Origin of the sequence: Stenotrophomonas maltophilia (assembly GCF_006970445.1) — a bacterium.
Taxonomy (GTDB): Bacteria; Pseudomonadota; Gammaproteobacteria; order Xanthomonadales; family Xanthomonadaceae; genus Stenotrophomonas; species Stenotrophomonas maltophilia_AU.
On record NZ_CP033877.1, the window covers coordinates 871,046 to 884,377 of the forward strand.

Here is a 13,332-nt window from a genome sequence, read left to right on the forward strand (position 1 = left end):
CCACCCCCGGAACATCATCCCGATGTTCCCGGCGTCCAGGACGGATGCCGCACAGGACCGCACACGGCAGGAGCCGTAAGCGGAGTTCAATAGGAGGAGTGCAATGGCTCTCAATCTGTCCCAGAAGCAAGAAGTAGTCGCCGAGCTGGCAGACGTCGCCGCCAAGGCCCACTCCTTGATCGCAGCCGAATACGCTGGCACCACGGTCGCCCAGATGACCGCGATGCGCAAGCAGGCTCGTGAAACCGGTGTTTTCTTGAAGGTTGTCAAGAACACCCTGGCTTCGCGCGCCGTCGAAGGCACCGAGTTCGCAGTCGCACAGGACCAGATGGTTGGTCCGCTGCTGTACGCGTTCTCGCTCGAGGAGCCCGGCGCTGCCGGTCGCCTGATCAAGGAAGCCGCCAAGGGCAACGACAAGCTGAAGGCTAAGGTCGTCGCCATCGGTGGTGAAGTGTTCCCGGCGAGCCACGTCGACGTGCTGGCATCGCTGCCGACCCGCGACCAGGCCCTGGCCATGCTGGCCCGCGTCCTGACCGAGCCGGTCACGATGTTTGCCCGCGCCATCAAGGCCGTTGGCGAGAAGCAGGGTGGTGGCGATGTCGCCGCTGACGCTGCCGAGCCGGCCGCCGAGACCGCCTGAGTTTCGACTTACCGTGGTTCCTGACGGAACCTCAACCCAGAAAATCATCCAAAGGTATTAATCATGTCCCTTACCAACGAACAGATCGTCGACGCCATCGCCGAGAAGTCCCTGATGGAAGTGATGGAGCTGGTCAAGGCCATCGAAGAGAAGTTCGGCGTCTCCGCCGCTGCTCCGGTTGCCGTGGCTGCTGCCGCTGGCCCGGCTGCTGCTGTTGAAGAGCAGACCGAATTCGTCGTCACCCTGAAGACTGCCGGCGAGAAGAAGGTCGAAGTCATCAAGGCCGTCCGCGCCATCACCGGCCTGGGCCTGAAGGAAGCGAAGGACCTGGCCGAAGCCGGCGGCGTCCTGAAGGACAACGCTTCGAAGGACGAAGCCGAGAAGATGAAGAAGGACCTGGAAGCTGCTGGCGCGACTGTCGAAGTCAAGTAAGCAGTTACCTTGCATCGTCACCGATTCACGGCGATGCAGCCAAGGCTGGGGGCGTAAGCCCCCGGCCTTTGGTCGTTGTTGCAGTACCGGTAGGGTCGACTGTTAGTCGACTGTTTCAAAAGCAGGAAAAAGCCCAACACGGGCTGCAGTCAAACCCCGGCAGGCCAGCGCAGAGCGCGGCAGCGGGGGAGTGGTAGCAGACGAGTTGGCAGTTGGAAGTAGCGGGAGAAGGCGTGCTGGTGCCGGCAATACCAGCGACTTCCAACTGACAATTTCAAGTTCCCTTCGGATCGTGGGCGCACGATCCGCACAACAAGGTGGAAGACCTCATGACGTCCTATTCGTTCACCGAAAAAAAGCGTATCCGCAAGGATTTCGGCAAGCAGCGCTCGATTCTCGAAGTGCCGTTCCTGCTCGCCATCCAGGTGGATTCCTATCGTGAATTCCTGCAGGAAAACGTCGATCCGGCCAAGCGCACGGACCACGGCCTGCACGCTGCGCTGAAGTCGGTCTTCCCGATCGCCAGCTACAGCGGCAACGCTGCCCTGGAATACGTCGGCTACAAGCTGGGCGAACCGGTCTTCGACGAGCGTGAGTGCCGCCAGCGCGGCATGAGCTACGGCGCCCCGCTGCGCGTGACCGTGCGCCTGGTGATCTACGACCGCGAGTCGTCGACCAAGGCCATCAAGTACGTGAAGGAGCAGGAGGTCTATCTGGGCGAAATCCCGCTGATGACCGAGAACGGCACCTTCATCGTCAACGGCACCGAGCGCGTCATCGTCTCCCAGCTGCACCGCTCGCCGGGCGTGTTCTTCGACCACGACCGTGGCAAGACCCACAGCTCGGGCAAGCTGCTGTACAGCGCCCGCATCATTCCTTACCGCGGCTCCTGGCTGGACTTCGAGTTCGACCCGAAGGATGCGCTGTTCACCCGTATCGACCGTCGCCGCAAGCTGCCGGTGTCGATCCTGCTGCGCGCGCTCGGCTACAGCAACGAAGAGATGCTGGCCGAGTTCTTCGAGATCAACACCTTCCACATCAACCCGGATGAAGGCGTCCAGCTGGAGCTGGTGCCGGAGCGCCTGCGCGGCGAAACCCTGGGCTTCGACCTCGCCGATGGCGACAAGGTCATCGTGGAAGCCGGCAAGCGCATCACCGCACGTCACATCAAGCAGCTGGAAGCCTCGGGCATTGCCGCCCTGGCCGTGCCGGACGATTACATCGTCGGCCGCATCCTGTCGCACGACGTGGTCGATGCCTCGACCGGCGAACTGCTGGCCCAGGCCAACGACGAGATCAGCGACGAGCAGCTGCAGAACTTCCGCAAGGCCGGCGTCGATGCGGTGGGCACCCTGTGGGTGAACGACCTGGATCGTGGCCCGTACCTGTCCAACACCCTGCGCATCGATCCGACCAAGACCCAGCTGGAAGCCCTGGTCGAAATCTACCGCATGATGCGTCCGGGCGAGCCGCCGACCAAGGATGCTGCGCAGAACCTGTTCCACAACCTGTTCTTCACCTTCGAGCGCTACGACCTGTCCGCGGTCGGTCGCATGAAGTTCAACCGTCGCGTGGGCCGCAAGGAAACCACCGGCGAAGCCGTGCTGTACGACAGCAAGTACTTTGGTGAGCGCAACGACGAAGAGTCCAAGCGCCTGGTCGCTGCCCACGGCGACAGCTCCGACATCCTGGACGTGATCAAGGTCCTGACCGAGATCCGCAACGGTCGCGGCGTGGTCGATGACATCGATCACCTGGGCAACCGTCGCGTGCGTTCGGTCGGCGAAATGGCCGAGAACGTGTTCCGCGTCGGCCTGGTCCGCGTCGAGCGCGCGGTCAAGGAGCGCCTGTCGATGGCCGAGTCGGAAGGCCTGACCCCGCAGGAGCTGATCAACGCCAAGCCGGTCGCCGCTGCCATCAAGGAGTTCTTCGGCTCCTCGCAGCTGTCGCAGTTCATGGACCAGAACAACCCGCTGTCGGAAGTGACCCACAAGCGTCGCGTCTCGGCCCTGGGCCCGGGCGGTCTGACCCGTGAGCGCGCCGGCTTCGAAGTGCGCGACGTGCACCCGACCCATTACGGCCGCGTCTGCACCATCGAAACCCCGGAAGGCCCGAACATCGGCCTGATCAACTCGCTGGCGGTGTACGCCCGCACCAACAAGTACGGTTTCCTCGAGACCCCGTACCGCAAGGTCGTGGACGGCAAGGTCTTCGACGAAGTCGAGTTCCTGTCGGCCATCGAAGAGAACGAGTACGTCATTGCACAGGCCAACGCCCTGACCAATGCCGACAGCGTGCTGACCGAGCAGTTCGTTCCGTGCCGCTTCCAGGGCGAATCGCTGCTGAAGCCGCCGGCGGAAGTCCACTTCATGGACGTCTCGCCGATGCAGACCGTGTCGATCGCGGCCGCGCTGGTTCCATTCCTGGAGCACGATGACGCGAACCGCGCACTGATGGGCGCGAACATGCAGCGTCAGGCCGTGCCGACCCTGCGCTCGCAGAAGCCGCTGGTCGGTACCGGCATCGAGCGCGCCGTGGCGCGTGACTCGGGTGTGACCGTGAACGCCCGTCGTGGTGGTGAGATCGTGCAGATCGACGCCGCTCGCATCGTGGTCAAGGTGGTCGAGGAAGAGATCGTCGGTGCCACCGACGCCGGCGTCGACATCTACAACCTGGTCAAGTACACCCGTTCGAACCAGAACACCTGCATCAACCAGCGTCCGCTGGTCCAGGTGGGTGACGTCATCGCCCGCGGCGACGTGCTGGCCGACGGTCCGTCCACCGACATCGGCGAACTGGCCCTGGGCCAGAACATGCTGATCGCGTTCATGCCGTGGAACGGCTACAACTTCGAAGACTCCATCCTGCTCTCCGAGCGCGTGGTGGAAGAGGATCGCTACACCACGATCCACATCGAAGAGCTGACCTGCGTCGCGCGTGACACCAAGCTGGGGCCGGAGGAAATCTCCGCCGACATCCCGAACGTCTCCGAGCAGGCGCTGAACCGTCTGGACGAGAGCGGCGTGGTGTACATCGGTGCGGAAGTCCGCGCCGGCGACATCATGGTCGGCAAGGTCACCCCGAAGGGCGAAAGCCAGCTGACCCCGGAAGAGAAGCTGCTGCGCGCGATCTTCGGCGAGAAGGCTTCGGACGTTAAGGACAGCTCGCTGCGCGTTCCGCCGGGCATGGACGGCACCGTCATCGACGTGCAGGTCTTCACCCGCGACGGCATCGAGAAGGACAAGCGCGCCCGCCAGATCGAAGAATCTGAAATCAAGCGCGTCAAGAAGGACTTCGACGACCAGTTCCGCATCCTGGAAGCCGCCATCTACATGCGTCTGCGTTCGCAGATCGTGGGCAAGGTGGTCAACGGTGGCGCTGGCCTGAAGAAGGGCGACGTCATCAGCGACGCCTTCCTGGACGGCCTGAAGAAGGCTGACTGGTTCGCCCTGCGCATGAAGGACGAAGACGCTTCGGAAGCCATCGAGCGCGCGCAGAAGCAGATCCAGGCGCACGAGAAGGAATTCGAGCGTCGCTTCGCCGACAAGCGCGGCAAGATCACCGCCGGCGACGACCTCGCCCCGGGCGTGCTGAAGATGGTCAAGGTGTTCCTGGCCGTGAAGCGCCGCATCCAGCCGGGTGACAAGATGGCAGGCCGCCACGGCAACAAGGGTGTGGTCTCCAACGTGGTGCCGGTCGAGGACATGCCGTACATGGCCTCGGGCGAAACCGTGGACATCGTGCTGAACCCGCTGGGCGTGCCGTCGCGTATGAACATCGGCCAGATCCTGGAAGTGCATCTGGGCTGGGCCGCCAAGGGCCTGGGCCGCAAGATCCAGGCGATGATGGAAGCCCAGGCGGCGGTCGCCGACCTGCGCAAGTTCCTGGACGACATCTACAACCACGACGACACCAACGTGGCCAACCGTGTCGACCTGTCGCAGTTCAGCGACGAGGAACTGCTGCGTCTGGCCCGCAACCTGACCGACGGCGTGCCGATGGCTACCCCGGTGTTCGACGGTGCCACCGAAGCGGAAATCAAGCGCATGCTGGAACTGGCCGACCTGCCGAGCAGTGGCCAGACCCAGCTGTACGACGGCCGCACCGGTGAAGCGTTCGATCGCCACACCACCGTCGGTTACATGCACTACCTGAAGCTGAACCACCTGGTCGACGACAAGATGCACGCCCGTTCGACCGGTCCGTACTCGCTCGTCACCCAGCAGCCGCTGGGCGGCAAGGCGCAGTTCGGCGGCCAGCGCTTCGGTGAAATGGAAGTCTGGGCGCTGGAAGCCTACGGCGCGGCCTACACCCTGCAGGAAATGCTGACGGTGAAGTCCGATGACGTGCAGGGCCGCAACCAGATGTACAAGAACATCGTCGACGGTGAGCACGAGATGGTCGCGGGCATGCCGGAATCCTTCAACGTGCTCGTGAAGGAAATCCGCTCGCTGGCCATCAACATGGAACTGGAAGACAACTGATCCATGCCGGCGCGGCGGCCTCCACCGCCGCGCCGCTGGCAGTCAACTGAAAGCCCATCGACACAGCATTCCTCCTTCTGGAGAACACCATGAAAGACCTGCTCAACCTCTTCAACCAGCAGCGCCAGACGCTGGACTTCGACGCGATCAAGATCGCGCTGGCCTCGCCGGACCTGATCCGTTCGTGGTCCTTCGGCGAAGTGAAGAAGCCGGAAACCATCAACTACCGTACCTTCAAGCCGGAACGCGACGGCCTGTTCTGCGCCGCCATCTTCGGCCCGGTGAAGGACTACGAGTGCCTGTGCGGCAAGTACAAGCGCATGAAGCACCGCGGCGTGGTCTGCGAAAAGTGCGGCACCGAAGTGACCCTGGCCAAGGTGCGCCGTGAGCGCATGGGCCACATCGACCTGGCTTCGCCGGTCGCGCACATCTGGTTCCTCAAGTCGCTGCCGTCGCGCATCGGCCTGATGCTGGACATGACCCTGCGCGACATCGAGCGCGTGCTGTACTTCGAAGCGTACGTGGTGACCGAGCCGGGCCTGACCGCCCTGGAGCGCCGCCAGCTGCTGACCGAAGAGCAGTACCTGCAGGCGCGCCAGGAGCACGGTGACGACTTCGACGCCGCCATGGGCGCCGAGGCCGTCTACGAACTGCTGCGCACGATCGACCTGCAGTCGGAAATGACCCGCCTGCGCGAGGAAATCGCTGCTACCGGTTCGGAAACCAAGCTCAAGCGCCTCACCAAGCGCATCAAGCTGATCGAAGCCTTCCTGGAATCGGGCAACCGTCCGGAATGGATGGTCATGACCGTGCTGCCGGTGCTGCCGCCGGACCTGCGTCCGCTGGTCCCGCTGGATGGTGGCCGCTTCGCGACCTCCGACCTGAACGACCTGTACCGCCGCGTCATCAACCGCAACAACCGCCTGCGCCGCCTGCTCGAACTGAGCGCGCCGGACATCATCGTGCGCAATGAAAAGCGCATGCTGCAGGAATCGGTCGATGCGCTGCTGGACAACGGCCGTCGTGGTCGTGCCATCACCGGCACCAACAAGCGCCCGCTGAAGTCGCTGGCCGACATGATCAAGGGCAAGCAGGGTCGCTTCCGCCAGAACCTGCTTGGCAAGCGCGTCGACTACTCGGGCCGTTCGGTCATCGTGGTCGGTCCATACCTGCGCCTGCACCAGTGCGGTCTGCCGAAGAAGATGGCGCTTGAGCTGTTCAAGCCGTTCGTCTTCGCCAAGCTGCAGCGTCGTGGCCTGGCCACCACCATCAAGGCCGCCAAGAAGCTGGTCGAGCGCGAAGAAGCCGAAGTCTGGGACATCCTGGAAGAGGTCATCCGCGAACACCCGGTCATGCTGAACCGTGCGCCGACCCTGCACCGTCTGGGCATCCAGGCGTTCGAGCCGGTGCTGATCGAAGGCAAGGCCATCCAGCTGCATCCGCTGGTCTGCACCGCGTTCAACGCCGACTTCGACGGTGACCAGATGGCTGTCCACGTGCCGCTCTCGCTGGAAGCCCAGCTGGAAGCGCGTGCGCTGATGATGTCGACCAACAACATCCTGTCGCCGGCCAACGGCGAGCCGATCATCGTGCCGTCGCAGGACGTCGTGCTGGGTCTGTACTACATGACCCGCTCGCTGGAAAACAAGAAGGGCGAGGGCATGGCCTTCGCCAACATCGCCGAAGTGAAGCGTGCCTACGACAACCGCGTGGTGGAACTGCACGCGCGCGTCAAGGTCCGCATCACCGAAGTGGTGACCGACGAAGACGGCAACAAGCAGCCGAAGACCTCGATCGTGGACACCACGATCGGTCGCGCCCTGCTGGCTGAAATCCTGCCCGAAGGCCTGCCGTTCGCGCTGGCCAACACCGAGCTGACCAAGAAGAACATCAGCCGCCTGATCAACTCCAGCTACCGCCAGCTGGGTCTGAAGGACACGGTCGTGTTCGCCGACAAGCTGATGTACACCGGCTTCGCCTACGCGACCCGTGCCGGCGTCTCGATCGGCATCGACGACATGCTGATCCCGGACGAGAAGAAGGGCATCCTCACCGAGGCCGAAGCCGAAGTGCTGGAAATCCAGGAGCAGTACCAGTCGGGTCTGGTCACCGCCGGCGAGCGCTACAACAAGGTGGTCGACATCTGGTCGCGCACCAACGAGCGCATCGCCAAGGCGATGATGGACACCATCGGTACCGAGAAGGTGGTCAATGCCAAGGGTGAGACCATCGACCAGAAGTCGATGAACTCGCTGTACATCATGGCCGACTCCGGTGCGCGTGGTTCGCAGGCGCAGATCCGTCAGCTGGCCGGCATGCGTGGCCTGATGGCCCGCCCGGACGGCTCGATCATCGAGACGCCCATCAAGGCGAACTTCCGCGAAGGCCTGAACGTGCAGGAGTACTTCAACTCCACTCACGGTGCCCGTAAGGGTCTGGCCGATACCGCGCTGAAGACCGCGAACTCGGGTTACCTGACCCGTCGTCTGGTCGACGTCGCGCAGGACGTGGTGATCACCGAGGTGGATTGCGGTACCACCGAAGGCCTGATCATGACCCCGATCGTGGAAGGCGGCGACGTGGTCGAGCCGCTGAAGGATCGCGTGCTGGGTCGCGTGGTTGCCGAGGACGTGTTCCTGCCGGGCAACGACGAAGATCCGATCGTCACCCGTAACACCCTGCTGGACGAAGCCTGGGTCGCCAAGCTGGAAGACGCCGGCGTGCAGAGCATCAAGGTGCGTTCGACGATCTCGTGCGAATCGGCCTTCGGTGTCTGCGGTCGCTGCTACGGCCGCGATCTGGCCCGTGGCCACCTGGTCAACATCGGTGAAGCGGTCGGCGTCATCGCCGCCCAGTCCATCGGTGAGCCGGGTACCCAGCTGACCATGCGTACGTTCCACATCGGTGGTGCGGCGTCGCGAGCTGCTGCGGTCGACAACATCACCGTCAAGACCACCGGCTCGGTCAAGTTCAGCAACCTCAAGTCCGTCGAGCACGCCAACGGCTCGCTGGTGGCAGTGTCGCGCTCGGGCGAAATCTCGGTGCTCGATGCCCACGGTCGTGAGCGTGAGCGTTACAAGCTGCCGTACGGCGCGACCATCACGTCCAAGGACGGTGATGCGATCAAGGCTGGCCAGACTGTGGCCAACTGGGATCCGCATAACCACCCGATCGTGTCGGAAGTGGCCGGCTTCATCCGCTTCATCGACTTCGTCGACGGCATCACCGTCATCGAGAAGACCGACGAGCTGACCGGCCTGGCGTCGCGCGAAATCACCGATCCGAAGCGTCGTGGTACCCAGGCCAAGGACCTGCGCCCGATCGTGCGCATCGTCGACGCCAAGGGCAACGACCTGTCGATCCCGGGCACCGATCTGCCGGCGCAGTACCTGCTGCCGCCGCGCTCGATCGTCAACCTGCAGGACGGCGCTGCCGTCGGCGTGGGTGACGTGGTCGCCAAGATCCCGCAGGAAGCGTCGAAGACCCGCGACATCACCGGTGGTCTGCCGCGCGTGGCCGATCTGTTCGAAGCGCGCAAGCCGAAGGATCCGGCGGTGCTGGCCGAGCGTTCGGGCATCATCAGCTTCGGCAAGGACACCAAGGGCAAGCAGCGCCTGATCATCAAGGACACCGATGGTTCGGAGCACGAAGAGCTGATCCCGAAGTACCGCCAGGTCATCGTGTTCGAAGGCGAGCACGTCACCAAGGGTGAAACCATCGTGGACGGCGAGCCGAGCCCGCAGGACATCCTGCGTCTGCTGGGTGTCGAACCGCTGGCCGCCTACCTGGTGAAGGAAATCCAGGACGTGTACCGCCTGCAGGGCGTGAAGATCAACGACAAGCACATCGAGGTGATCACCCGCCAGATGCTGCGCAAGGTCGAGATCACCGACCAGGGCAGCAGCAAGTTCCTGAACGGCGAGCAGGTGGAGCGTCAGCGCGTAATCGAGGAGAATGCGCGCCTGTCGACCCGCAACGAGCTGATCGCCCGTTTCGATCCGGTGCTGCTGGGTATCACCAAGGCATCGCTGGCGACCGAGTCGTTCATCTCGGCGGCATCCTTCCAGGAAACCACCCGCGTGCTGACCGAAGCTGCCGTCCGCGGCACCAAGGACAACCTGCGTGGCCTGAAGGAAAACGTCATCGTCGGCCGCCTGATTCCGGCCGGTACCGGCCTGTCGTACCACAGCAACCGCCGCCGCGGCGCTACCGGTCTCACCGAGTCCGAGATGCAGACCCTGGCCGGCACCCCGGCTGTTGTCGAAGCGCCGGCTGTTGAAGCCGAGACTGAACAGGCTTCGGAAGACTGATACACCGGTCCGGCCGCGAGGCCGGACCACCCCCATCGATCCATTGATGGGATTGGGATAGGGCAGGGGGATCGTTCGCGATCCTCCCCGCCAACCTGAACGGGGTACATGGAGGCCCCCCAGTAACGTCCCGGGATCAGGGACGGGCTTGACAGGAGGCGTTTGACTGCTTTCCTGGCGGGTTGCTACAATCGTCTGTCTCAGCAGGCCAAAATTTCGGCCTGCTTTAACATTTCCGCATCTCTGGTCGGATTTTCCGGCCACCAATCAGAAGAACCTACTGATGGCGACGATCAACCAGCTGGTCCGCAAGCCGCGGCAAGCGACCACCTACAAGAGTGCCTCGCCGGCGCTCGACAAGTGCCCGCAGCGCCGTGGCGTCTGCACCCGTGTCTACACCACCACTCCGAAGAAGCCGAACTCGGCTCTGCGCAAGGTTGCCAAGGTCCGCCTGACCAACCAGGAAGAAGTGATTTCCTACATCGGTGGTGAAGGCCACAACCTGCAGGAGCACTCCGTGGTCCTGATCCGGGGCGGTCGCGTCAAGGACCTGCCGGGTGTGCGTTACCACACCGTTCGTGGCTCGCTCGACGCCGCCGGCGTTGCCAAGCGTCGCCAGGCCCGTTCCAAGTACGGCGCCAAGCGTCCGAAGGCATAAGGAGAGAGCACTATGTCGCGTAAGGGTAATACTCCGCAGCGTTCCGTCCTGCCCGATCCGAAGCACGGAAGCGAAACCATCGCCCGCTTCATCAACATGGTCATGCAGAGCGGCAAGAAGTCCGTCGCCGAAAAGATCGTGTACGGCGCCATGGACGTGATCACCGAGAAGAACAGCAGCGCCAACGCCATTGAACTGGTGCAGAAGGCTCTGGACAACGTCGCTCCGGCGGTCGAAGTCAAGTCGCGCCGCGTCGGTGGTGCCACCTACCAGGTGCCGGTCGAAGTGCGTTCGTCGCGCAAGATGGCCCTGGCCATGCGCTGGCTGATCGACTCCGCGCGCAAGCGTGGTGAGAACACCATGCCGAAGAAGCTGGCTGCTGAACTGATCGACGCCTCGGAAAACCGTGGCGGCGCCATCAAAAAGCGCGAAGAAACCCACCGCATGGCCGAAGCCAACAAGGCATTCGCCCACTACCGCTGGTGAGTTTGACGGCCTTGTAAAACAGGCAGGGCAGCACCACTTCGGTGCGTGCTGCCTCGCGGTCCCGGAAGGACTGCGCCAATCCGAAGGCCGCCGAAAGGCGGCGTTCGGCCATCCGAAATCCAAGAAATCTGAGAGGCTCCCGTGGCCCGTTCCACTCCCATCGAGCGTTACCGTAACTTCGGCATCATGGCTCACATTGATGCCGGCAAGACCACCACGTCCGAGCGCATCCTGTTCTACACCGGCAAGAGCCACAAGATCGGTGAAGTGCACGACGGCGCCGCCACCATGGACTGGATGGAGCAGGAGCAGGAGCGTGGCATCACGATCCAGTCCGCTGCCACCACCGCGTTCTGGAAGGGCATGGACAAGTCCCTGCCGGAGCATCGCTTCAACATCATCGACACCCCCGGGCACGTCGACTTCACCATCGAAGTGGAGCGCTCGCTGCGCGTGCTCGACGGTGCGGTGTTCGTGCTGTGTGCCGTTGGTGGCGTGCAGCCGCAGTCGGAAACCGTGTGGCGCCAGGCCAACCGGTACAAGGTGCCGCGCATTGCGTTCGTCAACAAGATGGACCGCACCGGCGCCAACTTCTACAAGGTCCGTGACCAGCTGAAGGCCAAGCTCGGCGCCGTCGCCGTACCGATGCAGCTGCCGATCGGCGCTGAAGAAGGCTTCAAGGGCGTCGTCGACCTGCTGAAGATGAAGGCCATCCACTGGGATGAAGCCTCGCAGGGCATGAAGTTCGAGTACGGCGACATCCCGGCCGACCTGCAGGAAAAGGCTGAAGAAGCCCGTACCTTCATGATCGAAGCCGCGGCTGAAGCCAGCGAAGAGCTGATGGAAAAGTACCTGGGCGGCGAAGAGCTGGCCGAGGCTGAAATCATCAACGCGCTGCGTACCCGCACCCTGGCCACCGAGATCGTGCCGATGTACTGCGGCTCGGCGTTCAAGAACAAGGGCGTGCAGGCTATGCTGGACGGCGTGATCCAGCTGCTGCCGTCGCCGGTCGACGTTCCGGACGTGACCGGTACCGACGTGGACGATGAAAACATCGCCATGACCCGCAAGTCCGACGACAAGGCTCCGTTCTCGTCGCTGGCCTTCAAGATCATCACCGACCCGTTCGTCGGCGCGCTGACCTTCTTCCGTGTCTACTCGGGCACCCTGAACGGTGGCGACACCGTGCTGAACTCGGTGAAGGGCAAGAAGGAGCGCATCGGCCGCATCCTGCAGATGCACTCGAACAACCGCGAGGAAATCAAGGAAGTTCTGGCGGGTGACATCGCTGCTGCCGTGGGCCTGAAGGACACCACCACCGGTGACACCCTGTGTGCGGTCGACAAGCCGATCATCCTGGAGCGCATGACGTTCCCGGAGCCGGTGATCTCGATGGCCGTCGAGCCGAAGACCAAGTCGGACCAGGAAAAGATGGGTCTGGCGCTGGGTCGCCTGGCGCAGGAAGATCCGTCGTTCCGCGTCAAGACCGACGAAGAATCCGGCCAGACCATCATCTCGGGCATGGGCGAGCTGCACCTGGACATCATCGTTGACCGCCTGAAGCGCGAGTTCAACGTTGAAGCCAACGTCGGCGCACCGCAGGTGGCCTACCGCGAAACCATCACCCTGGCTGACGTCAAGTCGGACTACAAGCACGCCAAGCAGTCCGGTGGTAAGGGTCAGTACGGTCACGTCGTGATCGAGCTGTCGCCGCTGACCGCTGAAGACCGTGCCGACGCCAAGCTTGCTCCGGCGATCAAGGACGACTTCCTGTTCGTCAACGACATCACCGGTGGTGTGATTCCGAAGGAATTCATCCCGTCGATCGAAAAGGGCCTGCGCGAAACCATCACCAGCGGTCCGCTGGCTGGCTTCCCGGTCGTGGACGTCAAGGTGAAGCTGGTGTTCGGTTCGTACCACGACGTCGACTCCTCGGAAATGGCGTTCAAGCTGGCTTCGTCGATGGCCTTCAAGCAGGGCTTCGCCAAGGCGAAGCCGGTGCTGCTGGAGCCGATCATGAAGGTCGAGATCGTGACCCCGGAGGACTACCAGGGTGACGTGATGGGCGACGTGAGCCGTCGTCGCGGCGTGCTGCAGGGTTCCGACACCACCGGTGACGGTTCGGCCAGCATCATCAACGCGATGATCCCGCTGGGTGAAATGTTCGGCTACGCCACGGCTCTGCGTTCGCAGACCCAGGGTCGCGCCACCTTCACCATGGAATTCGACCATTACGAGCCGGCGCCGAACAACATCGCCGAAGCCGTCATGAAGAAGGGCTGAGCTCCGCTCAGCCTCTCCTGAAAACTACTTACATAATCA

The 13,332-nt window shown here is 63.2% G+C and carries 7 protein-coding genes; all 7 read left to right on the forward strand.

What is annotated here, in order from left to right:
* The first annotated feature begins 103 nt into the window (after positions 1-103).
* The 7 genes from rplJ (at position 104) to fusA (ending at position 13,293) form a co-directional block, all read left to right on the forward strand.
* Positions 104-640: a 50S ribosomal protein L10 gene (rplJ, locus tag EGM71_RS03890; protein WP_005408203.1), complete on the forward strand. Its 537-nt coding sequence runs from the start codon at positions 104-106 to the stop codon at positions 638-640.
* Positions 641-703: 63 nt separating this feature from the next.
* Positions 704-1,072 (forward strand): 50S ribosomal protein L7/L12, encoded by a 369-nt coding sequence (gene rplL, locus EGM71_RS03895; protein ID WP_014036098.1) that lies wholly within the window; start codon positions 704-706, stop codon positions 1,070-1,072.
* A gap of 329 nt (positions 1,073-1,401) precedes the next feature.
* A complete protein-coding gene (gene rpoB / locus EGM71_RS03900; RefSeq protein ID WP_188487947.1) occupies positions 1,402-5,556 on the forward strand; it encodes a DNA-directed RNA polymerase subunit beta in 4,155 nt (1,384 codons plus the stop codon).
* 89 nt (positions 5,557-5,645) lie between these two features.
* Positions 5,646-9,866 carry a DNA-directed RNA polymerase subunit beta' gene (gene rpoC, locus EGM71_RS03905; protein ID WP_188487949.1) on the forward strand — a complete coding sequence of 1,407 codons (4,221 nt, stop codon included), beginning with the start codon at positions 5,646-5,648 and terminating at the stop codon, positions 9,864-9,866.
* A 283-nt stretch (positions 9,867-10,149) separates the two neighbouring features.
* Positions 10,150-10,524 carry a 30S ribosomal protein S12 gene (rpsL, locus tag EGM71_RS03910; protein WP_004145320.1) on the forward strand — a complete coding sequence of 125 codons (375 nt, stop codon included), beginning with the start codon at positions 10,150-10,152 and terminating at the stop codon, positions 10,522-10,524.
* Positions 10,525-10,536: 12 nt separating this feature from the next.
* On the forward strand, positions 10,537-11,010 hold the full coding sequence (gene rpsG / locus EGM71_RS03915; RefSeq protein ID WP_004145321.1) for a 30S ribosomal protein S7: 474 nt from the start codon (positions 10,537-10,539) through the stop codon (positions 11,008-11,010).
* Between the two features lie 141 nt (positions 11,011-11,151).
* On the forward strand, positions 11,152-13,293 hold the full coding sequence (fusA, locus tag EGM71_RS03920; protein ID WP_188487951.1) for an elongation factor G: 2,142 nt from the start codon (positions 11,152-11,154) through the stop codon (positions 13,291-13,293).
* Positions 13,294-13,332: the final 39 nt, after the last annotated feature.

Excerpts from the sequence above, each read along its gene's own strand:
- rplJ (WP_005408203.1), top strand. The coding sequence starts at position 104 with ATGGCTCTCAATCTGTCCCAGAAGCAAGAAGTAGTCGCCGAGCTGGCA.
- rplL (WP_014036098.1), top strand. The coding sequence starts at position 704 with ATGTCCCTTACCAACGAACAGATCGTCGACGCCATCGCCGAGAAGTCC.
- rpoB (WP_188487947.1), top strand. The coding sequence starts at position 1,402 with ATGACGTCCTATTCGTTCACCGAAAAAAAGCGTATCCGCAAGGATTTC.
- rpoC (WP_188487949.1), top strand. The coding sequence starts at position 5,646 with ATGAAAGACCTGCTCAACCTCTTCAACCAGCAGCGCCAGACGCTGGAC.
- rpsL (WP_004145320.1), top strand. The coding sequence starts at position 10,150 with ATGGCGACGATCAACCAGCTGGTCCGCAAGCCGCGGCAAGCGACCACC.
- rpsG (WP_004145321.1), top strand. The coding sequence starts at position 10,537 with ATGTCGCGTAAGGGTAATACTCCGCAGCGTTCCGTCCTGCCCGATCCG.